Annotated in this window: 19 protein-coding genes; 7 read left to right on the top strand and 12 right to left on the bottom strand. The window is 42.8% G+C overall.

Annotated elements, in window-relative coordinates; translation table 11 throughout:
• Positions 1–77: 77 nt before the first annotated feature.
• The gene (locus tag RAM70_RS17690) at positions 78–1,250 is read left to right on the top strand and encodes a CBS domain-containing protein (protein WP_288001012.1); all 1,173 of its coding nucleotides are present in this window, start codon (positions 78–80) and stop codon (positions 1,248–1,250) included.
• 271 nt (positions 1,251–1,521) lie between these two features.
• Here the strand turns inward: RAM70_RS17690 and RAM70_RS17685 are convergent, their stop codons facing one another.
• Together RAM70_RS17685 and pcrA are read right to left on the bottom strand one after the other, a co-directional pair.
• Positions 1,522–1,953: a CAAD domain-containing protein gene (locus RAM70_RS17685; RefSeq protein ID WP_045358126.1), complete on the bottom strand. Its 432-nt coding sequence runs from the start codon at positions 1,951–1,953 to the stop codon at positions 1,522–1,524.
• A 414-nt stretch (positions 1,954–2,367) separates the two neighbouring features.
• Positions 2,368–4,689 (bottom strand): DNA helicase PcrA, encoded by a 2,322-nt coding sequence (gene pcrA, locus RAM70_RS17680; protein WP_190380805.1) that lies wholly within the window; start codon positions 4,687–4,689, stop codon positions 2,368–2,370.
• A 325-nt stretch (positions 4,690–5,014) separates the two neighbouring features.
• Here pcrA and metK point away from each other — a divergent pair, with 325 nt between their 5' ends.
• The gene (metK, locus tag RAM70_RS17675) at positions 5,015–6,265 is read left to right on the top strand and encodes a methionine adenosyltransferase (protein ID WP_045358122.1); all 1,251 of its coding nucleotides are present in this window, start codon (positions 5,015–5,017) and stop codon (positions 6,263–6,265) included.
• Between the two features lie 255 nt (positions 6,266–6,520).
• On the opposite strand, the gene RAM70_RS17670 is transcribed toward metK, so the two are convergent.
• Positions 6,521–6,922, bottom strand: a complete 402-nt coding sequence (locus tag RAM70_RS17670; protein ID WP_312674891.1) for a sll0565 family protein — start codon at positions 6,920–6,922, stop codon at positions 6,521–6,523.
• Between the two features lie 72 nt (positions 6,923–6,994).
• Here RAM70_RS17670 and RAM70_RS17665 point away from each other — a divergent pair, with 72 nt between their 5' ends.
• Positions 6,995–7,276: a DUF6439 family protein gene (locus RAM70_RS17665; protein ID WP_151694406.1), complete on the top strand. Its 282-nt coding sequence runs from the start codon at positions 6,995–6,997 to the stop codon at positions 7,274–7,276.
• Here RAM70_RS17665 and RAM70_RS17660 read toward each other — a convergent pair.
• From RAM70_RS17660 to RAM70_RS17630, 7 genes are all read right to left on the bottom strand, one after another.
• Entirely contained in the window at positions 7,273–7,674 is a 402-nt protein-coding gene (locus tag RAM70_RS17660; protein ID WP_061433012.1) for an ATP-binding protein, read from the bottom strand. The two genes, RAM70_RS17665 and RAM70_RS17660, sit on opposite strands and share 4 nt — an antisense overlap.
• Before the next feature lie 187 nt (positions 7,675–7,861).
• Positions 7,862–9,049 carry an RNA-guided endonuclease InsQ/TnpB family protein gene (locus RAM70_RS17655; RefSeq protein WP_312674885.1) on the bottom strand — a complete coding sequence of 396 codons (1,188 nt, stop codon included), beginning with the start codon at positions 9,047–9,049 and terminating at the stop codon, positions 7,862–7,864.
• A gap of 314 nt (positions 9,050–9,363) precedes the next feature.
• Positions 9,364–10,731, bottom strand: a complete 1,368-nt coding sequence (gene rlmD / locus RAM70_RS17650; protein ID WP_312674884.1) for a 23S rRNA (uracil(1939)-C(5))-methyltransferase RlmD — start codon at positions 10,729–10,731, stop codon at positions 9,364–9,366.
• 2 nt (positions 10,732–10,733) lie between these two features.
• Positions 10,734–11,186: a DUF29 domain-containing protein gene (locus RAM70_RS17645; protein WP_045358114.1), complete on the bottom strand. Its 453-nt coding sequence runs from the start codon at positions 11,184–11,186 to the stop codon at positions 10,734–10,736.
• A 56-nt stretch (positions 11,187–11,242) separates the two neighbouring features.
• A complete protein-coding gene (locus RAM70_RS17640) occupies positions 11,243–12,937 on the bottom strand; it encodes a helicase HerA domain-containing protein (protein WP_312674881.1) in 1,695 nt (564 codons plus the stop codon).
• Between the two features lie 387 nt (positions 12,938–13,324).
• Entirely contained in the window at positions 13,325–14,233 is a 909-nt protein-coding gene (gene menA / locus RAM70_RS17635; protein ID WP_190380926.1) for a 2-carboxy-1,4-naphthoquinone phytyltransferase, read from the bottom strand.
• A gap of 296 nt (positions 14,234–14,529) precedes the next feature.
• Positions 14,530–15,126, bottom strand: coding sequence for a PEP-CTERM sorting domain-containing protein (locus RAM70_RS17630; protein WP_312674878.1), 597 nt, complete (start codon positions 15,124–15,126; stop codon positions 14,530–14,532).
• A 527-nt stretch (positions 15,127–15,653) separates the two neighbouring features.
• Between RAM70_RS17630 and RAM70_RS17625 the strand changes: the two genes are divergently transcribed.
• Positions 15,654–15,947 (top strand): hypothetical protein, encoded by a 294-nt coding sequence (locus RAM70_RS17625; RefSeq protein WP_002760270.1) that lies wholly within the window; start codon positions 15,654–15,656, stop codon positions 15,945–15,947.
• Here the strand turns inward: RAM70_RS17625 and hrcA are convergent.
• Both hrcA and RAM70_RS17615 read right to left on the bottom strand, forming a co-directional pair.
• Positions 15,934–17,010, bottom strand: a complete 1,077-nt coding sequence (hrcA, locus tag RAM70_RS17620) for a heat-inducible transcriptional repressor HrcA (RefSeq protein WP_045358109.1) — start codon at positions 17,008–17,010, stop codon at positions 15,934–15,936. The genes RAM70_RS17625 and hrcA overlap by 14 nt on opposite strands.
• Before the next feature lie 366 nt (positions 17,011–17,376).
• Positions 17,377–17,715, bottom strand: coding sequence for a rhodanese-like domain-containing protein (locus RAM70_RS17615; protein ID WP_045358107.1), 339 nt, complete (start codon positions 17,713–17,715; stop codon positions 17,377–17,379).
• A gap of 209 nt (positions 17,716–17,924) precedes the next feature.
• On the opposite strand from RAM70_RS17615, the gene RAM70_RS17610 reads away from it, so the two are divergent.
• The 3 genes from RAM70_RS17610 to RAM70_RS17600 all read left to right on the top strand — a co-directional run bounded on the left by RAM70_RS17610 (position 17,925) and on the right by RAM70_RS17600 (position 21,580).
• On the top strand, positions 17,925–18,152 hold the full coding sequence (locus tag RAM70_RS17610; RefSeq protein ID WP_004163204.1) for a hypothetical protein: 228 nt from the start codon (positions 17,925–17,927) through the stop codon (positions 18,150–18,152).
• Between the two features lie 130 nt (positions 18,153–18,282).
• A complete protein-coding gene (gene sbcC, locus RAM70_RS17605; RefSeq protein ID WP_312674876.1) occupies positions 18,283–21,306 on the top strand; it encodes an exonuclease subunit SbcC in 3,024 nt (1,007 codons plus the stop codon).
• 19 nt (positions 21,307–21,325) lie between these two features.
• Positions 21,326–21,580: a MoaD/ThiS family protein gene (locus tag RAM70_RS17600; protein WP_008196963.1), complete on the top strand. Its 255-nt coding sequence runs from the start codon at positions 21,326–21,328 to the stop codon at positions 21,578–21,580.
• Positions 21,581–21,605 lie beyond the last annotated feature (25 nt).

Genomic DNA, 21,605 nt, shown 5'->3' with positions numbered 1-21,605 from the left:
AGGATTTTGGCAACTCTGAGAGTCTGGGTTCTTTTCCCAGTGGCTGTTCTGTCTATCTTGGCCTTTGCGATTGCAGGATGGTGCTGATGTCCCTCGACACACCTCTGAGTTGGGCCCCCGATCTGGAAAAAGCGATCGATCGCCAACCCTTGACGGTGCCGCCAACCACTTCTCTGGCAGATGCGATCGCCATGATCGGTCAGGCCCATAGCCGTCTGTGTTTACTCACCGATGACCTATCCCCTCTAGCTCCTCCGGCCGGAGAAGCGCGTGTTAGCTGTCTGCTGGTGGTGCAAGGGCAAGAGTTATTAGGAATTTTGACAGAACGGGATGTGGTGCGACTCACCGCTCAAGGGATTAACCTGTCCGAGACAACCGTTGCCGATGTGATGATACATCCCCTGATCACCTTGCCCCAGCAATCTGCTCAAGACATTTTTGCCGCCCTGTTTTTGTTTCGTCGCTACCGAATTCGCCATTTGCCGATTGTCGATGACCAAGGACAGTTGGTCGGGGTGATCTCCCATGAAAGTATTCGCCAGATATTGCGTCCGGCCAATCTGTTGCGGTTTCGTCGCGTATCGGATGTGATGACCACTCAAGTGGTACAGGCCCCACTCACCGCCACAGTCTTGCAATTGGCCCAGTTAATGGCGGAACATCGTGTCAGTTGTGTGGTGATCACCCAGAGAAATTACGAGGACAATGACTACCCGGTTGGTATTGTGACAGAGCGAGATCTTGTCCAGTTTCAAGCAGTTCAAATCGATCTGCACAAAACTAGGGCCCAGACGGTGATGAGTACGCCGTTATTTCTCCTCAACCCCGAGGATTCCCTGTGGACGGCCCATCAGGAAATGCAAAAACGGCGGGTGGGGCGTTTGGTGGTTTCTTGGAACTGGGGGCGGGGGTTGGGCATTGTTACACAAACCAGTCTGTTAAGGGTTTTTGACCCGATGGAAATGTATGGGGTGATTGAAAATTTACAACAAACGATTCAACAGCTAGAGTCCGAGCGATCGCCCTCCCCTCCTTCCCCACCAGCGGACTTATTACCCCAACGGACTCGCGCCCCATCGCAACAAGACATCGCAGGCGATCGCGAATTATTACTTGCCTTGCTGGACAATGCTTATAAAGACGTAAAGTATATGTTGGCTAACTTAGATATTGTCGTCGAGCAGCGGCGATCTTTGCTTCAATCTGTTCTAGAGAAGCTTGAGTACCTCGGTCGTGAAATTAGCTCTTAGATATTCCTCTTCTGTCAGAGGAGGAGAGTTAGAATAGAGAGAAAAGCCCTCATACTCAACTTAATCGATTGATAAATTCTCTGTTGACATCCGTTTTCCCCTGTCATTTCTGTTTTCCCGTTCCCTAGAGTGACAGAAGAGGGATATACAGTTAGAAGAACCAGAGAATGGCTATCTGGTCTATTTACCTAACTGCCTCAATCTTTACTGTTGTGCAAAAACAAAAGAGTTGAGTGTTTCCGCTCAACTCCTGGGTTATCTATGCTTGATTCTATAAAGGATTATTGTGACTGCCAAAAACTTGCGCTTTTAGTGCATCAATTTCGGCTAATAACTCGCGACGATTTTCATCTTTGAGCAGATAGCGCCAGACAAACCAACCAGTGTAAACGATCCCAACTAATTGTAGGATAGGAGCAAGGAGGGGAATATCATCGATCGCATCTAAAACCGCTAGGGTAACTTTCACGGTGACAAAACTCGCCAAAATTGCCCCCAGAACGATTAAAGGTTTTTTGTATCCAGAGAAGAAACTACCGATATAATCGGGGACGTTAGCCAGATAGGACATCACCGAATCCCAAACTGGTTCTACATATTCAGACCAAATCTGTTCGGTGCTGCTGCTGCTGGGTTTGCTCAGAGACCCGGGTAAATCCGTTCTAATCGGATTTTTGGTCTCGGTGGGTTGCATTGATTCCATATTAACTGATCCTCATCATTAAGGTTAGACAGTGGGCGAATAGGACCAACGGGGGTCAATTTTAACAGACTGAATAGACTAACTCGCTGTTGCCCATATTATCGGATAATTGCGATAGTAGGCGGAAAGTTTCTCAACAACTATTAAGAATCAAGGATTTAGCTTCTCAATTTTATCGTCAGTCTGACCGCAATTCTCCATTCTAACAGCAGGTAGCGATCGGAGTTGAGGAATCAGGGGGTGTCAGTTATCAGTGAACAGTAATCAGTTATCAGTGGGGAGATAGGGAGAAAAAAGCGTTCGACAAAAGCTCACGCTGAAGTCCGGTGGGTTACGGCGAATACTCAATTTTTAGTGAGAGTATAACTTATTTTCGCCTAACCCACCCTACAGATGATTACTTAAAATCCTTCCTTATTCGTGGATAAGTTGCATGGGTGCGGTGCGAGGATCGATGATTTTCTGACCTAAACCCGAAAATTTGACCGCTAGATTCATTTTTTTACCCTCACCGAGGATATGGGTCACTTCTCCTTCTCCAAAAGTAGAGTGTAACACTCGATCGCCTACGCCCCATTTTCTTTGATTAGAGGCGGTTGTTTGAATGGGAACCACTTTTGGGGTCTTTTTCGGTTTCAGGTTGCTTGTGAGCAATTCTGGGGGCAATTCCTGCAAAAATTGGGAAGCTACCTTCATCTCTTTATTCCCCCAGACATATCTTTCTTTTGCGTAGGTTAAAAATAATTGTTCCTTGGCCCGAGTCACTCCCACATAACACAAACGGCGTTCTTCCTCAAGAGCAATGGGATCGTTTAAACTACGATTATGGGGAAAAATGCCCTGTTCTAAACCGACTAAAAAGACGATAGGAAACTCTAAACCCTTGGCGGAATGAAGGGTCATTAAGGAGACTTTTTCTTGACCTTCCTGAAGATTATCTAAGTCCGAGGCTAAACTAGCATTAGCGAGAAATTCCTGGAGATTGGTTTCTTCGTTTTCCTCTTGGAATTGTACCACGGCGGTATAAAGTTCTTGGATATTTTCGATGCGGGTATCAGCTTCCTCGGTTCCCTGCTGTTTTAATTCATCAATATATCCCGAATCTTCCATGATTTGATCTAGGATTTCACTAGCGGATAAATCGGTGATTTTTTCTTGCAGATTTTGGATAATTTTCGCTAACTTATTGATGCTTTTAGTGGCACGACCGGCGAGAGTATTAACGGAAGTTTCATCGCTGATAATTTCCCATAAAGGTACTCCTAATTCTTGGGCAGCTTTGAGCAAATTATCGATTGTGGTTTTACCAATACCGCGCCGGGGAGTGTTAATAATTCTCAGTAAACTAACGGTATCAGCAGGATTGGCAATCACTCGTAAATAAGCGATCGCATCTTTAATCTCCTGTCGATCATAAAATTTAAATCCCCCGACAATATTATAGGGGATATTATTGCGAATTAACCCATCTTCAAAGGGGCGAGATTGGGCATTAATTCGGTAGAGAATGGCAAAACTACCCCAATTTAATTCGGGGTTTTCTTGGTTAAATTCTCGAATTTTATCGATAACAAAAGATGCTTCTTCCTGTTCATCTCTGGCTTTAAAAACATAGATACTCTCGCCTCCTTCTCTGGTGGGAACAAGGACTTTATCAATTCTTTGACTATTCTTTTCAATTAATTTATTTGCCGCTTGCAGAATATTTTCCCGTGAACGATAGTTTTCCTGTAGTTTCACCATCGTGCGAGTATCATCATCGGGTAAACCATCGCCAAAGTCCGCTTGAAAATTGAGCAGAATAGTAAAATCTGCCATCCGAAAACTATAGATAGATTGGTCGGCATCACCCACCACAAAAATCGATCGATCCGTCCAATTCCACTCACTTTTTTTCGTTTCACCATTGGTGGACAAAAGCCGAATTAACTCGTACTGAATCCGGTTAGTATCTTGGTATTCATCGACTAAAATATGTTTAAATTGCGTGTGCCAATAACCGAGAATAGATTCATTTTGCTGAAAAAGACGGACTGGAACCAGTATCAAATCATCAAAATCTAGGGCATTATTTTGTGCCAATTGCATCTGATAAGCCTGATAAACCTCAGAAATGACCTTTCCCCGAAAATGAGGGTTTTCTCTGGCGTAATCCCTGGGGGTTAAACCTAAATTTTTGGCATTACTAATCGCATAACGTAGATTGCGAGCGTCAAATTTTTTATCGTCTAAATTCATTTGTTTAGTGACGATATTTTTCACCAAACTCTGGGCATCAGATTCGTCCATAATTGAGAAATTCCTTTGCCAACTATGACCATATTCATCCTGATATTTATTAATGTCATAGCGCAAAATCCGACCGCAAAGACTGTGAAAAGTCCCGATCCAGAGTTTTTTAGTATAATTCCGATAAACTTGAGAAAAGAGTTTTTTCTGTTCGTATTCTTCCAAAAGTTCTAATCTTTGACCGTATTTTTCCTGTGCTTTTTGTTGAGCAAAAGTTTTTTCAATCCTAGTTTTCATTTCCCGGGCTGCCTTATTGGTAAAAGTGACCGCGAGAATATTTTCCGGATCGACCCCGTGATGACGGATCAAATGGGCGATACGATAGGTTAAAGCGCTGGTTTTTCCCGATCCTGCCCCGGCAACCACCAACAGGGGGCCGCAAAAATGCTCGACAGCAAGGCGCTGGGAAGGATTGAGTTGTTCTAAATAATCGGCTGTGACTGTCATAATCTTTCCCTATAGCTCTGCGACCTCTATTATTCAGGCTACATCATCGAGACGGGGATCGGGCATTAGTCAACCCCTTCAAGAAATAAAAATTTTTTGGGCTAGTTTGTTTCAAATCGCTCAAGATTCTAAGTTGTCATCTACAATGGAATTAGCGGAGACGAAAGTTTCCGTTCACTCCTCACACCACACTCCGTCCGGACAATGTTCGGGCGGTTTCTTATTGAAAATACTTTATCTCTACAAATTCCCTGTTACACTGTATGATCAAAGATTTCTTGGAATCTTTTTGCGTTCAAATGTACTATCACATGAGGGACATCACTTGTCTAAACGTTATTTGTTCACCTCCGAATCGGTTACAGAGGGACATCCCGATAAAATTTGTGACCAGATTTCTGATACTATTCTCGATGCTCTGTTATCCCAAGATGACCACAGTCGTGTAGCGGCTGAAGTGGTTGTCAATACAGGGTTAGTCTTGATTACTGGTGAAATCACCTCGAAAGCACAGGTTCATTTCGTCGATTTAGTTCGCAAGAAAATCGCTGAAATCGGCTATATCAACGCAGATAACGGTTTTTCCTCGAATAGTTGCACCGTTTTAGTCGCTTTAGACGAACAATCTCCCGATATTTCCCAGGGTGTCACGGCCGCTCAGGAAAATCGCGAACTTCTCAGCAATGATGAACTCGATAAAATTGGTGCGGGAGACCAGGGTATTGTCTTCGGTTTCGCTTGCAATGAAACCCCCGAATTTATGCCCTTACCGATTAGTTTAGCCCACCGCATCGCTCGCCGTTTAGCGGCAGTCAGAAAAACGGGTGAACTGTCCTATCTGCGTCCCGACGGTAAAACGCAAGTATCGGTCATTTATGAAGATGGTCGTCCCGTGGGTATCGATACTATCCTGGTTTCTACCCAACACGATGCTACTATCGGCGATATCACCGATAATGATCTCGTCCAACAAAAGATTAAAAGTGATCTCTGGGAAGCGGTAGTACAACCGGTCTTCAGTGATTTAGAGATTAAACCCGATGCCAATACCCGTTATCTGGTTAATCCCACCGGAAAATTCGTCATTGGTGGACCCCAAGGCGACGCGGGATTAACGGGACGGAAAATTATCGTCGATACCTACGGTGGCTATTCTCGTCACGGTGGCGGCGCTTTCTCTGGTAAGGATCCTACCAAAGTTGATCGCTCCGCGGCCTATGCTTGCCGTTATGTGGCCAAAAATATCGTCGCGGCTGGTTTGGCCGATAAGTGCGAGATTCAAGTGGGTTATGCGATTGGGGTAGCTCGTCCGGTGAGTCTCTTCGTGGAAACCTTTGGCACTGGCAAAGTCGCCGATGATGTGATTCTGGACTTAATCAATAAATACTTTGAACTCCGTCCGGCCGGCATTATCCAAACCTTTAACCTGCGCGGTTTACCCAGTGAAAGAGGCGAGCGTTTTTACCAAGATGTGGCCGCTTATGGTCATTTTGGTCGCAATGATCTCGATTTACCCTGGGAAAAAACCGATAAAGCCGCTATCCTCAAAGAAGCTTTGACTTCTGCGGTAGTATAGGGTTAAAAATTAACTGCAAATTTTGATTCAGGAATAGAGTTTAAGGCTCTATTCCTTATTTTTGTCTAGCTATAGCAGTTATCAGTATTCAGGAGACAGGAGGCAGAAGGCAGGAGGCAAAAGGCAGGAGGCAAAAGGCAGCTTTGTTCTCCCCACACCCCACACCCCACACCCCACACCCCACACCCTACACCCCACACCCCACACCCTACACCCTACACCCCACTTCCCACTTCCCACTTCCGGTGCAGTTAATCACCCCGTAAAGGATCGCAGAATCCAACCCAGTAAGACTCCGATACCACCAAAGCGGACAATTTGCCAAAAAACTTCCCCCAGCAGTCCGCGACGGATTCCTTCCCAGAATAGGCGCTTTAATTCTCCTTCTTTGAGTAAATTGCTTTCTAAAATTACCTCTAATTCTTGAATCTGTTCGCGAATTTGTGCCAATTCCTTTTCTAGTTCAGGTAGGGGATTTTCGCGCCATTGGGGTTCTATTTGACTAAATTGTGCCTCTAGGTCTTTTTTTTGCTGTTCTGCTTCGTTGATCTGTCGATAACGGTCTTTTAGTGTTGCGATCGCCGCTTCGACTTCTTCAATCGCTTGGGTAAATTCTGCCGATTCATCGTTAGGGTACGGGTTTTCTTCTAAGGACATGGACTCGATGGGATTTCCTGCGTCTAAACTATAGTTATAGACGATTTTACGGTTTTACGAAACCTTTTGATTATGATTCCATCCCCTGTCTCCTCCCCATCTCAGACTCTTGATCATCTATCTACCCTGGAATTGGCGCGGATTTTGGCGGAACGTTTGGCGATCGCACCGATTGACTGGCATCGTCTGAAAGCCAATCGTAATGCTCGGGCTGCTGAACAATTAGGGACGGCTTTGGTGTTTTTATTAGATAATCAGCCAGAAGAAGCACTTCCTCGGCTACAACAGGCTACAGGCTGGCTCGATCGCTCGATTTCTGCTCCTCCCTGTCCTTCTCACGGTCACGGTCATTAATTAAACCAGCGTTCCTGTTTAATTTGTTTACAAAGTTTCAGTTGGGTTCCTTTTTGATTCCAGTGAACTTGGTCGAAGATTTGATATAACATACACAGTCCTCGGCCATTTTCCGCTTCTTCGGGGGGAAAATTGGGGCAATCGCAACTACAGCCATGATGGGGACAACGGGGGGTAAATCCACAACCTTCGTCGGTAATTACCCAAGAATACTCGTCTTTACTGCTGGAAAAGTGAACGACCACGGTTTTGCTGGGATCGAGATGATTGCCGTGTTTAGCGGCATTAACTAAAGCTTCTTGCAATCCTAATCTAATTTCTGGTTCTAATTCTTCGGGAATACTAGCGGTCAATAAATCTAAAATCGGACAAAGATACAAGGTGGAAGCGAAACTCATGGTGTTCCAGCTTCGTTTGCTTGTGGGCAGTGAAATAGCAATCACGCGCTTTACCTCTAGCTTTTATTCAATTACTGTTCTCTTACAGAAAGATTAAGGTCTCTTAACCGTCGATCTAGTTGACATCCTCACCGCCGTGAACGGACGGTGATTCCCAAACCTCACGATTTAGGCTTCGGCCGTGAGCTCAGCCGAACGGTTTCTGTTTCTTTCCCGAAGGATTTTTCGCACCTGCCTTAACAGATTTACTCTGTTCTGGTCTTATAGTCGCTCCACAGACTGACACCGCAAGCCCTGCGGCCAAAATATTTTTACTGGCGTTAATATCTCGGTCATGGTGAGTCCCACAGTCTGGACAGTCCCACTCTCGAACATTTAACGGCATTTTCTCAGCAATATACCCGCAATTACTACACCTTTTAGAGCTAGGAAACCATCTATCTATTTCGATGTAGTTTCTCCCATACCAACGGCATTTATAGGCTAATTGTCGGGTAATTTCTCCCCAGCTTACATCAGATATTGCCTGAGATAATTTCGGGTTTTTGACCATATTCTTGACGGCTAAATTCTCAACCACAATCGTTTGGTTTTCACGAACTAATTGAGTGGTTAGCTTATGTAAATGGTCTTTTCTGCTATCGGTGATTTGAGCGTGAATTCTGGCTACTTTGATTCTTGCTTTTTCCCGATTTTTTGAGCCTTTCTTCTTCTTAGAAAGATTTTTTTGGGCCTTTCGCAGTCTCCGATAATGCTTTTTAAAATGCTTGGGATTAGATACTTTATCGCCATCGCTGGTAATCACGAGGCTACTAATTCCTAAGTCAATTCCGATGGCTTTATCTGTTACTGGTAGAGGCTTAATCGTTGGGTCATCAAATCTAATTGAAATATGCCAACGTCCAGAAGGATGTAATCTGACTGTTACTGTGCTTGGTTCACAGCTTTCTGGTATTTGTCTTGACCATCGAATAGGTAAGGGTTCTGTGCATTTGGCTAAATAGATTTGTTTGTCTTTGAACTTAAAAGCAGATTTGGTAAATTCGGCACTTCCTCCCTGATGTTTTTTCTTAAAGTTAGGATACTTAGTACGACCAGCAAAGAAATTAGTAAAAGCTGTTTGTAAATGTCTTAACCCTTGTTGTAAGGGTACACAGCTTACCTCATTGAGAAAGTCTAATTCTTCTTGCTTTTTCCAATCGGTCAACATTGAAGAAGTTTGAGCGTAGCCTACTCTTTCTTGTCTTTCATACCAAGCTTGTGTTCGTTCGTGGAGAGCTTTATTGTAAACCAATCTTACACAGCCCAATGTGCGCCGCAATAGCGACTCTTGTGTTGGTGTGGGGTAAAATCGAAACGAGTAGGCTTTTTCCATACCTCACATTTTAGCATATATTTCGTAAACGATGCTCATATTTAACAGTAAAGCCGTCGTAGAACGACGGGGTTTCAGACCCAAAATTTTCGATGATTGCCATACCTAATGAGTCATATTTTGTCCCTTTTCTGTCTCTGAGATGGATTAGATATTTTTATGATTGATCTACAAACCAATCGAGAATCAAGGCCACTTTGAGCGGGTAATTAATCAAAAAAGTAGTTGACTGGAACGGGTCTTAATATGCTATTATCCTTACCCATTGACTTTTCGACCATAAACGGCTAAAGTGTCGGGTTTTTCCTCCTATTTCATCCTACCATATTCGCTGTTTTTTGTCTAAGAAAAGCGGCGCATTCGACGTGGGGAGTTTGGGGAAAGAAATCAGCTGTTTGCACTTCTAGCAGTTGATAATCGCCTGTTTTACAGAGATATTGCAAGTCTCTGGCTAAAGTTGCACTTTGACAACTGATATAAACAATGCGTTGACTTTGCAGCCGTAACAGACTATCGAGGACAGATCGATCGCAACCTTTGCGGGGCGGATCGAGTAGAATAATGTCGGGTTTAACTGTCAGTTGCGGTAAAGTTTTTTCTACTGCCCCCAAAATAAAAGTTGTGTTGGTAATATTATTTAATTGGGCGTTAATCTTGGCTCGATCGAGGGAAAAGCTATAGGATTCTAGTCCAATCACCTCTTTAACCCGTTTAGCGAGGGGTAAAGTAAAAGTACCGATACCACAGTAGGCATCAATAAGAATTTCTTCACCTTTAAGGTCTAATTTCTGACAAATAACCGCAAATAAGGCTTCAGCAGCCTCTGTATTAACCTGAAAAAAGGTATCGGCAGCCAATTGATAGGTTAATCCGGCGAACTTTTCGGTAATATAGTCCCTTCCGGCGATAGTTGTGGTCTGAGGTCCAAAAATAGCATTCCCTCGATCGGGGTTATAATTCACGGTTACACCGACTAAATTGCCGTATTTTGCCAGCCATTGCCGCGCCTGGGTCTCAATTCCCTGTAAATTATGATCGGTACTAATCAGGGTTAATAAAATTTCTCCAGTGTGGCGGCCAATTCTCAGGGATAAATGGCGTAATTGTCCTTGGTGGGTCTTTTCATCATAAATTGACCAGCCTTGCTCCTGAATATCCCGTTTTATCTCTGCTAGAAACGGATTTAAAGCCTGATCTTGAATCGGACATTGATTGAGATTAATCAGATGATGGCTGCCGCGACGATAATAACCTGCTTGCACATTGCCGGTGGGGGAAAATCCGAGGGGATAGGTAGCTTTATTGCGATAAGCGAGGGGAGAATTACCGGTGAGGGGAGGATAAACCAAAGGATCGCTAAAACCGCCAATTCTGGTTAATACCTCTTGTACTTGCTCTTTTTTGACCCGAAGCTGAAATTGATCCTCGATGTGTTGCCATTGACAACCACCACATTTATCGGCAACAATGCAGCGGGGCCGGATACGATGGGGAGAAGCTTGTAGAATAGTTTGTAGTTTGCCGATCGCATGACTTTTTTTAATATAGGTGATGCGAGTTTGAATGCGATCGCCAATGACCGTATCTGGCACAAAAATCACCTGTCCTCGGTATTTTCCCACACCTTCGCCCGTATGGTTGAGGTCGGTAATCTCGATCTCGATTAAATCACCTTGTTGCATAGTTAGGGAAACCAGTTTTCATCCAGGGTTTCTGCTGGGGTAATAATGACTTCTATGGGAATTTCTTGCTTGCTCAATTTCGAGACTATTTGTCTAGCTTTTCCATAACAAGAATCGAAAATTTCGAGGAGATAAGGTTTTAAACTAGGACTGTCTTCCAGCAGATCGGCAATTTCAACTCGAAAATTAATAATTGCCGCTTCCCATTGATTAGCATTATACTCTCTTTCCGTCTGCCAATAAACTAACTTGAGCAGATGAGCTAATAATTGAATTAACAAACTTTTGAGAGCGTGTCGATTATTTTTTCCCATACTTGCTAATTCCTCGATCAGATTAGTCCAGTCAACCGAGGCAAAATCCTCCTGTCGTAATTGGTTAACGGTTGTCTCGATCCATAGCTGAAAATCTCGATCGTATAAGCTGATCTTCGAGATCGGTATTTGAGCGGTCATGGGAGGTAAACAGTAAAAACAATCCAACTCTATTCTACAATCAAAAATTAATTTTTCTAAAATCCTAGATCGGCTTTGGCAATTTTGGCCGCCGCTAATACTTCCTCATCGGGTAATTCTCGCCAGTCGGTCGCACCTATTTCAGCATAGAATTTTTGATCGTAGGCGCGAGTACGAATTACTACCGGCATAGGAACCGCATGACCTAAAACTAAAGCCTGTTGTTTTGAGTCTAATTTCGCTAAAACTGATCGCAAACTTCCCCCTCCAGAAACCCCAGTAAATATAGCTTCGATGTCCTTTTCATCGTTTAATAAACAGGTGATTCTTGTTCCTACCTGAGACATGACTTCGTTATCAATTCCTGAAGGTCTTTGATCGACAATTAGGAGAGTAACAAAGTATTTTCGCATCTCCCTGGCAATAGTTCCAAAAATAGTTTGATGCACCACGGCAGCATCTAAAAATCGGTGAGCTTCTTCAATGGTAATCACTAACTGTTGCGGCCGATCGACGGGGTTTTTAGTTTGTAAAAAATATTCAGCTTTTTTAACATAATTAGCATGAATCCGACGGGTGATCATATTGGTGGCTAACATATAGGAAAGCATATTACTTTGGGAGCCAAATTCGATGACAACGTGCTTACCCGCATCTAAAGCTTGTAAAACCTGATCGATATAATTGTGGGGACAAACACTTTTTAGATATTTCAAACTATCTAGACGCATTAATTTTCTCTGGAGGGACATAATTGATCCCGCATGGCCCTGTTTTTCCGTACAGAAGATTTTAATATCCTCGTTACTCATATTTAATAACTGAACGATCCAAGATTCTCCATACTCGTTATAGAGAATATTGGCATTATCTAAACTAGCTTCTGAGATGCCTAATTCCCGACCGATTAAACGAATATCTTCGATTTCAATCTGATTATAACTTAAGAATAATTCCTGCGCTCCTCGTACTCCCCGGCGTTTGGTAGAATCGGGATCGAGGGTATAAATTTCCACCTGTCCGGGAAATAATTGACATAATCCTTTCACCGTAGAAACCTCCTTCCCTTCTTTCATCGCTTCCCAACCGTATTCCGAGTGCATATCAAACATGAGGTTAACCCCTGCTTGTTTGCGAATAATACCCGAAATTAACAGCCTGGTTAAAAAGGATTTTCCCGTCCCGGATTTGCCAAAAACACCGTTACTACGTTCGACAAAGCGATCGAGATTAATACATATTGGCACGTCCATGTCAAGGGGTTGACCAATAGCAAAATTCTTTCTGGTGGGATCATCTTCCCAACCGAAAACCATGCGAAAATCCTGCTCACAAGCTTCATAAACTTGGCTAAAATGGGCGGGAATAGTTTTGACTGGCAGTAATTCTAAATCGGCGCTAGTTTGGGGTTGAAAAGAGGCTAAAGAACTGTCGGAAACTGCGGGGGAATTACCTCCCGTCGGAGTAAACATGAGCATAGGTGATAGTTCAATTGTACCATAAGTGCCGCTACCCGCCAAAACATCGCGCATAAAACTATCATCGGGATGGGGAGGGTTAGCGATAATCCGGGGACTGGAGTTACCCAGGGAGACATCGGTGAGGAGACAGAAAAAACGCGAGCGAGTGCCTTGCACAACCAAAAACTTACCGACGCGCATATCTTCGACGGAAATATCCGGATAAAGACGGATTTCTAAACCTTCACTCAGGGAACCTTGAATAACCGATCCGAGGGGTTGTTCACTCATGCTAACCTTGATTTGTGGCGATCTATCCCCCTATTCTGTCACTTTTCCGTTAATCAGTGCAAACTCGATCGGGTACAGTCATCAGTAATCAGTGATCAGTAAACAGTAAAAAGACAGTAGGAAACTGGAAGATGTACCAGACTAAGGCTGAATCCGCCGTATTTAATACTTCCCACTTAATACATACTGCACACTTAAAACTCAAATCTGATAACTGATAACTGATAACTGATAACTGATAACTGATTCAAGTCGGTTAATTTTTTTTCGGTCTATCCTGCCTAAAAATGAGGGGTTTGCAGGCAGGCACGGATTCCCATTATGAATATAAGTATAGGTCAAGTGGCGGGGTTTTGTCAAGGGGTTTAAGAAAAAAAATCGGGTTGATCAACGGGAAGCAAGGAAATAACCAAGGGAGAAGAGAAGGCCACTAAAAAAGTGAAGATTAACCGCTATAAACTTGCAGTTACTGACTAGCTGAGGTTGGTCATGATTTTGGTTAACGTGGTGGACTAATTGCCAAGCGAAAGGGAGACTAAGAAAAATTAAAAGGGTGAGAGGGGGATAAACTTGCAGCAGGACAAAAACCACCGTTAAAACGTAAACGAGAACCGTCACCACCGTTAAAACTCTAGAACCTTTTAAAGTACCTAAACGGGCAATAGGTGATTTTTTACCCGCTTTGAGATCATCGGCGACTTGATGGAAATGGGAACAAAAAAGGATGATAGAAGTGGTAATCCCGATAATAATTGAAGCCGCTAGACTAGAGAGAGAAAAAGCACCGACTTGGGAATAGTAGGCGGCGGCAATCGCCAAGGGTCCAAAAGTAAAGAAACAGATAATTTCACCTAATCCTTGATAACCGAGACGGAAGGGCGGTCCTTGATAGGTATAGCCCAAAAAACAGCAGAGGGCGATTAATTCTAGGATCATCCAATCGCCTCGCCAATAACTAATAGCAAAAATACCAGCAATACCCACTAATAGAAAAAGATTACTCAGCCAGAAAATTAAAGATTTATTGCCGGTTAAATTAACGATCGAATGGGCTTTATTGACATCGATCCCGGTATCGGCATCAAAAACATCATTACTGAGATTTAACCAAGCGAGAATTAAAATAGCTGAGAGGATAAAGGTGGCAAAAATCGGCAGAGAAAATCGACCTGTTTCCTGATCAGCGATCACAGTTCCCAGAATAATCGGTATAATCGCCACACTATACATTGGTGGTTTAAGGGCTGCTAACCAAAGTTTTTGGGGCGAGGGAGTGGTGACAGTATCGCTGGTCATAGTTAAATAGGGTTTGCTGAAAAAGTTTTTCCTAGGGATAGGGTGTGGCCCCCCAACCCCCCCGACATCGGGGGGGCTGGGGGGTGTCGGGTTTTACCCATATTTTCAGGGAAAAAGTCCCTGAATTTCCCCCCGATAACTCCAATGGCTGGCACTTTTTGATTTCAAAAAGGACTAAAGATATTATCCAACAAGGTTTTTAGATTTATTCAGCAAGCCCTAGATAGTTCTTCAAAATTGAGATGCACCCAACCCGACACACCTCGTTTTAGTGTCAAACCGAAATTTTAGATGATTTAGACTTTGGTTTTGGCTTTTTCTTGCAGTTGACGACGAGTAGCGGCACCGGCTAAACCCAGACCTAATAAACCGATAGCGGTCATAGTTCCGGGTTCAGGTGTTTTGGTGGTGATTTCTAATTTAACGCCATTAATTCCGGTTGTACCAGTACCAGAGAGGACGCTGAACTGAACCACGAGATTTGTATTAGCAACACCTGGAACAACGGAAGTCAGGTCAATGTTATAGTTGCCAGTGATAGAGAAAGTGTCAGTAAAGACAGAACTACCGTTAGATAATAAATCGAAGGTGAGGGGGTCGCCAGCAGTGTAATTAAATAGAACATTAGCGGCGACGAAATTACCTAGAATTGCACCGCCGGTGGTGGGATTAAAGGGGATAGTGCTACCACTGCCAGCACCATTAATGGTGGCACTAATCCCATTGATGGGATCGGGACTACCGGGAGGGGTGGAGGGGGAAGTAAAACCACCTGTAACGTTCACGAATTGAATCGGTAGGGAGGTAACAAGGGTTGCCGCTTGGACTGCGGGGGCAACTAGGGCAACGGTGGCGAAGGTGGATAATAAAACTGCAACTTGATGGCTTCTCATGATTTTTCCTTGTCTAATAAGGGGATAAATTAAGCAAATTGCCTGAGTTCAAAAGGTTTAGGGCAACATCGGCAGAAAATTAACATCGGCAGAAAAAAAATAAGCAATACATACTATCACTGTTGATGTTGATCGAGCATTTTAATTGCCAGCTTTTGGTTTTGTCAAGGAGATTTTTGGAAATTTTTCTTGACATAAAACAATTTACCTGCGTATATCCCCGAAAAAAGCTGATTTTAAAGTGAGCCATTCATAAGTGAATATTATCAAAACCCTGGACTGGGGATAGGAATTAATCTATCCCATCCCATGAAAAAGCCCTATTGGAGAAAACTTCAGTTTGTCAAGACTGTTTGGTACATTTTAGGAAAACTTGACATAATCTTTCATCTCAGCCGAGAACAAGCCAAATATCTTCATATAAATTTATGATTAGGGTGGGTTTTCTGGAGCGACTCAAGCGATCGCTAAAGATGTTATTATCTAGGACAGTCAGCTGAAAATTCCTGCAACTTTCCCGGCCACCGATGAGAGCGATCGCTAAAGATGATATTCTTTATATTCACCATGAGGATGTACCTGTTTATAAAAAAGGCGGTTCAGTGGTGAGAAATAGTTATTTTTGGGCGCTAAAATCGATCGCCTGTGGAGCGCGTCGGGGACAGGATTGGGAGTTCGATGCCGAGGTGTGGGTGGCGCTGGTGCGGATGTTGCTCTGTTTTGCCAATTCTGGCTATTTGGGGGATGGTGAGACAATTTTAGAGTTTACTGTCGATTGTCCTATTCCCGAACCTTTGCGGGGGATATCTACTTACTTATAGTCTCGCTGAGATAGTTAGCGGTGGATTCCACTAGGGGAATGGTATTTTCGTATAACATTCGCGTCGGTCCGATAATGCCAACACTACCGACGGGAGTATCTCCCTGTTTATAAAAAGCGGAGATAAGAGTACAAGGGCGCATGGATTCCAGAGTACTTTCGGAACCAATGGTGATTTTGACTTTTTTAGCTGATTTTTCTGGTTCTGGTCTTTGTAAAATCAGGGGTAAAAGGCGATCCTGTTCTGCTTCCAATAGATGCAGTAACATTTGTACTTGTTGCCATTGGGCGAATTCTGGCTGTCGAATGACTTCAGCGACACCATGGACGATAATCTCCGGGGTGGCAGTGGATTGGAGACTAGCGCTGATTTCTTGGCTTAATTGTTGGAGAAAATGGGTATAACGGGCAAATTCTCGCTCGATTTGCTGCCAATCGAGGTTAATTAAATCTGCCAAGCAATAACCTTTTAATTTTTCCCCCAGAAAATTAGAGAGGATTTGTAATTCTTCTGCTAATCCATCCTTCTTGTCCGTTTCCATAGACTCAGGAATCTCTATCATAACCGAGCGTGTTTGTAAACTATCTGTAACAATAATTAACATGATCTGCCGGCCCGAGACGGGGACTAATTGCAGATGACGCAGGGTATTGGTGAGGGTGTGGGGGAGGGTAACGATAGCGATATAACCGCTTAAACCGGCTAAAAGTTGGGTGGCCCGTTGTAGCAGACTTTCGAGACTCCAAGCGGGAGATTTAGCCTTTTGATGCAGATAATAGCCGATTTTTTCGCCGATACGGTCATCGGGAGTCATTAACTCATCGACGTAGAGACGATAACCCCAATCGGAGGGAATGCGTCCGGAGGAAGTGTGGGGTTGATAGAGTAAACCTTCTTTTTCCAGTTTACCGAGAGCATTGCGAATCGTGGCGGAACTAACAGTAAACTTGTACTCATCGAGTAGAGTTTTCGAGCCAACCGGTTCGGCCGTGGCGATATAATGTTGGATTGTCGCCTTTAAGATCTGTTGATAGCGATCGCTGAGATGGGTTCTAGCGGACATAGGGGAATAATCTTAACAAAAGATTTATAACATTTTTTTAGACAGTATAACGCTTATTCAGTTATCAGTTATCAGTTATCAGTTATCAGTTATCAGTTATCAGTAGTCAGTAATCAAGGTTCTTCGTTACTTGGTATGGTTCGATCGGGGGGCATAAATCGACTAAATCCTTACCTGACAAGAGATTTAATTGATTAGTTCGCTCTAGATCGAAAACAATTGACAAAAATAGCAGCAATGTCTGTCTCTATAAGGGTTTCATTCCTTATAACCCCGTCCATTGCATAAGACAAACCGAGGAACCGTAATCAATGGGGAGAAAGGGGATGGTTTACCCCTCTTTTTTCCCGATGGGGGCCATGAAAATTAGTAGCGGGGAATATTAGGATCGACGAGAAGGGAATAAGCATCGATGCCGCCGTTAATATTTTTAACATTAGTAAAACCCTGACTTTGTAGCCATTGGCACATTTGCAGGGATCTCATGCCATGGTGACAGATAACGAGGGTTTCCGCTTGGGGGTTGAATTGGGTGGCAATAGTGGGCGACCATTCTCGGTATTGACTCAAGGGTAAAATGGTAAAACTGGCCACAGATGCGATCGCAACTTCCTCCGGTTCGCGCACATCAATAAGTTGTAAATTAGGATCATGATCGGCTAAACGGAGAGCGAGTTCATGGACGCTAATTTCGGGAATGCTCATAGATTTGGTCTTAAGAATCGGTTATCTTTCCTTTAGATTAGCAAATGGGGCGACTCCGAGCGGTTAGGGACTTGCGTAGGAATAATATCGCAGCCAAGTGGGGGGATTTGGTCAGTGCCAGAGCGGGGGGGTGATATAATGGGGAAACGGCAGGTATTGAAGAGATTGATGCTTTTTAGTACGCCGATTAATCGACAAGCTGAATTTTGATGAATATTGAACAAGCCGTTATCGAAAACTTGCGAAAACTTCCTTTAGAAAAGCAACAAGAAGTCTTAAACTTCAGCCAATTTCTAACTCAGATAACTTCGCCAAAAATTGAAGAGATGACCTCCCAAGAAAAAGCAGAAGATTGGCTAAAATTTCTGGAAAGTCAACCCAAGGATACCCCCGGATTACCCGATGAAGCCTTAGGGCGTGAAACTATCTATGACTAATGGCTAAATATCTATTTGATACTAATATTTTACTGAGGCTGAGTGACCGAATTTCCGCTAATTATGCCTTGTACTGCATTCTACCCACTTCCCCACCTCCCCACTTCCCCACTTCCCCACCTCCCAGCTTATGATTCCCCTACAATTAACCCTGAAAAATTTTCTCAGTTATCGCGAGGCAGTGCTAGATTTTCGCGGATTACATACTGCCTGTATTTGTGGTGCCAATGGTGCGGGAAAATCCTCTTTACTCGAAGCAATTACTTGGGCAATTTGGGGAGAAAGTCGCACCTCGATTGCTGATGATGTGATTCATGCGGGCAGCGATTATGCGCGGGTAGATTTCGAGTTTAGTTATGGGGGAGAAATCTATAAAATTATCCGTAGTCGTCACCGGGGAGGGAAAGCTTCTGGTTTAGATTTTCAGGTGATTAATGATCAGAGTTTTCGTCCTTTATCGGGTAAAAGTATTAAAGATACCCAAGCACAGATTAATACTTATCTAAAAATAGACCATAAAACTTTCATTAATTCTGCTTATTTACGACAGGGACAAGCGGACGAGTTTATGAAACAGCCTCCCAGTGGTCGTAAACAGATTTTAGCAGAATTATTACAACTCGATCGCTATGAAATTTTAGCAAATAAAGCCAAGGATATATCGAAACAATTTGATGGACAGTCCCTCCAGATCGAGCAGCAAGTAGAAACTATCAAACTCCGTCTTCAGGAGAAAAATTCTTATCGGGAGCAGCTGCAAGAGTTAAACACCCAAATTGACCAAATTAATCAAGAACAAGAGGTAAATAATCGGCGTTTACAGCAACTACAAGGGGAAGAAAATCAGCGTCAGAATTGGGAAAAACAGCGGCAGTGGCAAAGAGAACAGGAGCGAGCTTTATTAGCAGAAATCGAGAGATTAGACCGGGAAAAAGTTAGTCTAGACAATCAATTAAATCAAATAAGGACTATTCTTCATCGCAAAAATGAAATCATTGCCGCCCACGAGCGCCTAATCAATTTAGACCAGAAAGAGGCAAGTTTGTCAAGTCAATTACAAGCTTGGCAACAGGCCCAGTATGATAAACAACAATTAGAACAGAAATTACAGCAAAAAATTAACGAATTTACCCTTCCCATCCAACAAACGAGCGCTCGTTTAGAAGAATTGGGAAGACAGGAACAAGAAACTCAAAAAATTATCGAGCAAGCGGGGGATATTCAAGCAGGATTAGAGAAGTTAAATTATCATCGTCAACGTCTTCAGGAATTGGATAGATTAGCTTTAAAATATGCTCCTTTAAATAGCCGAAAAGCTGATCTAAATATGCAGTTGGAACGGGAAAAAGCTGGCATCAATGCTCGTCGGGAACAACTGCAAAGAAATCGGCAACAATTAGAGACAGAAATTGATCGTATTCCTCTACTAAGAGAGGAAGCTCTCAATTTAGCCAAACGAATTAAGGAACTAGATAAAAAACAAACCTATTGTGAACGAGTTGAAGAAAAGGAAACTCTTAAACAAGTGGATAAAAAAAGTTTATTAGATCAACAGAAAAGATATGAAGAACAACTTTTAGAGTTAACTGATAAATTGGAAAAATTAAATATTCCCGATTCGGTTTGTCCTTTGTGTGAACAGAATTTAGACAGTCATCACCGTGATCAAGTAATCAGGAAAACCCATCAACATCAAGAACAAATTCAAGAGCAAATTTGGTCTCTACAGGAAGGGATGGCAGACTGCGATCGAGATTTAAAACGTTTACGCGAGGAATTAGCCCAAATTAAACAAGAATTGCCAGTAAGATCGAATCTACAACAAAAATATGTGCAGTTAGAAGTCAAGTTAGAAACTATTGAAGAAAAGGAAATAGAACTAGAGAAAACCGAGGAGATACTTGCGGAGTTAGAAGCACTTTTAAGCAGTGGCAATTATGCCCTAGAATTACAGCAAGAATTGCAAATTGTCAATCAAGAAATTGCCTTCTTAAACTATGATGAACAAAGTCATGCTTTAGTCAGAGGAGAAGAAAAAAGATGGCGTTGGGCAGAAATTCAAGAATCAGAACTTAAGCAAGCAAACCGTCGTTTAGCTAATATCAAGGCTGAGAAACCTAATTTAATCAATCAACTAGCTAGAATAGAAAAAGAGAAGCAAGAACTAGGTCAAAATTCCCCAATTAAACAGGAAATTGAACGCTTAGAAAAGCTTATTCAAAACTTAAATTATGATCGCAGTGAACATCAGAATATTCAAAATCTGATCCGACAATTACAGGGAGTAAGATTACAGTATCAAGACTGGCAACAAGCGGAAAAAAATTATCCAGAAATAGCCGCTAAAATCGCTGACATTGAGCAAAGATTACAGCTGCGAAATGAGGATCGCCAGAAGCTGAATCAGGAGTTAGCAAATATTAGTCAAAAGATTGGTACTTTGACTGACTATCGCCAAGAAATAGCCGCATTATCGACTAATATTCAACAGCGAAGACAGATAATTGATGGATTGCTCTCCCAAAAAGGTCGGGTTGAGGAGAAGTTACATCAACTGGAAACTTTAGGTAAACAACTGATAGAAAAAGAGAGGGATTTAGCTAAAGTTAAAAAACAATATAGAGTTTATAAAGAGTTAGCCCTAGCTTTCGGAAAAAATGGTTTACAAACTCTGATGATTGAGAATGTTTTACCAGAGTTAGAAGCACAAACTAATCATATTTTAGCTCGCTTAACTGGTAATCAATTTCATGTGCATTTTTTAACCCAAAAAAGCGGTAAAGGTACTAAGAAACAGCAACAAAAGTCAATCGATACTTTAGATATTATTATTGGTGATACCCGGGGATCCCGTCCCTACGAAACCTATTCAGGAGGGGAAGCTTTTCGGATTAATTTCTCGATTCGATTAGCTTTAGCGAGATTATTGGCACAAAGAGCCGGAACAGCCCTACAAATGCTCATTGTTGACGAGGGATTCGGAACTCAGGATGCGGAGGGATGCGAGCGCTTAATTGCGGCAATTAACGCTATATCCGCCGATTTTGCCTGTATTTTGACGGTAACTCATATGCCTCAATTTAAAGAAGCTTTTCAACATCGCATCGAAGTCCGCAAAACCGAACAGGGTTCTCAATTAATGTTATTATCCTAGGAAAAATATTGATGTAAAGATGGAAAAGATTACGATCACAGTAAAACTATTTGCTATTTATCAAGAAGTCTATCAAACTTCACAATTAAACCTCGAATTTCCCGCCCACACTTCCGTGGCAGCAGTGTTAAACTATATTATAGCCCCCTATCCCCAATTAGAAAGATGGCGGGATGTTACTCGTTTTGGAGTCAATCTTCAGTTTGTTTCGGGAGAGAAAATCCTCGAAAATGGCGATGAGATAGTTCTAATTCCCCCCGTTAGTGGTGGCTAAATGGAGATAGGGAAAATCACAAAAG

It is taken from the genome of Microcystis wesenbergii NRERC-220 (genome assembly GCF_032027425.1).
Lineage (GTDB): Bacteria > Cyanobacteriota > Cyanobacteriia > Cyanobacteriales > Microcystaceae > Microcystis > Microcystis wesenbergii_A.
Note: the sequence above shows the minus strand (reverse complement) of the source record. Positions and strands in the feature narration are given on the sequence as shown.

Excerpts from the sequence above, each read along its gene's own strand:
- RAM70_RS17690 (WP_288001012.1), top strand. The coding sequence starts at position 78 with ATGGTGCTGATGTCCCTCGACACACCTCTGAGTTGGGCCCCCGATCTG.
- RAM70_RS17685 (WP_045358126.1), bottom strand. The coding sequence starts at position 1,953 with ATGGAATCAATGCAACCCACCGAGACCAAAAATCCGATTAGAACGGAT.
- pcrA (WP_190380805.1), bottom strand. The coding sequence starts at position 4,689 with ATGACAGTCACAGCCGATTATTTAGAACAACTCAATCCTTCCCAGCGC.
- RAM70_RS17670 (WP_312674891.1), bottom strand. The coding sequence starts at position 6,922 with ATGTCCTTAGAAGAAAACCCGTACCCTAACGATGAATCGGCAGAATTT.
- RAM70_RS17665 (WP_151694406.1), top strand. The coding sequence starts at position 6,995 with ATGATTCCATCCCCTGTCTCCTCCCCATCTCAGACTCTTGATCATCTA.
- RAM70_RS17660 (WP_061433012.1), bottom strand. The coding sequence starts at position 7,674 with ATGAGTTTCGCTTCCACCTTGTATCTTTGTCCGATTTTAGATTTATTG.
- RAM70_RS17655 (WP_312674885.1), bottom strand. The coding sequence starts at position 9,049 with ATGGAAAAAGCCTACTCGTTTCGATTTTACCCCACACCAACACAAGAG.
- rlmD (WP_312674884.1), bottom strand. The coding sequence starts at position 10,731 with ATGCAACAAGGTGATTTAATCGAGATCGAGATTACCGACCTCAACCAT.
- RAM70_RS17645 (WP_045358114.1), bottom strand. The coding sequence starts at position 11,186 with ATGACCGCTCAAATACCGATCTCGAAGATCAGCTTATACGATCGAGAT.
- RAM70_RS17640 (WP_312674881.1), bottom strand. The coding sequence starts at position 12,937 with ATGAGTGAACAACCCCTCGGATCGGTTATTCAAGGTTCCCTGAGTGAA.
- menA (WP_190380926.1), bottom strand. The coding sequence starts at position 14,233 with ATGACCAGCGATACTGTCACCACTCCCTCGCCCCAAAAACTTTGGTTA.
- RAM70_RS17630 (WP_312674878.1), bottom strand. The coding sequence starts at position 15,126 with ATGAGAAGCCATCAAGTTGCAGTTTTATTATCCACCTTCGCCACCGTT.
- RAM70_RS17625 (WP_002760270.1), top strand. The coding sequence starts at position 15,654 with ATGAGAGCGATCGCTAAAGATGATATTCTTTATATTCACCATGAGGAT.
- hrcA (WP_045358109.1), bottom strand. The coding sequence starts at position 17,010 with ATGTCCGCTAGAACCCATCTCAGCGATCGCTATCAACAGATCTTAAAG.
- RAM70_RS17615 (WP_045358107.1), bottom strand. The coding sequence starts at position 17,715 with ATGAGCATTCCCGAAATTAGCGTCCATGAACTCGCTCTCCGTTTAGCC.
- RAM70_RS17610 (WP_004163204.1), top strand. The coding sequence starts at position 17,925 with ATGAATATTGAACAAGCCGTTATCGAAAACTTGCGAAAACTTCCTTTA.
- sbcC (WP_312674876.1), top strand. The coding sequence starts at position 18,283 with ATGATTCCCCTACAATTAACCCTGAAAAATTTTCTCAGTTATCGCGAG.
- RAM70_RS17600 (WP_008196963.1), top strand. The coding sequence starts at position 21,326 with ATGGAAAAGATTACGATCACAGTAAAACTATTTGCTATTTATCAAGAA.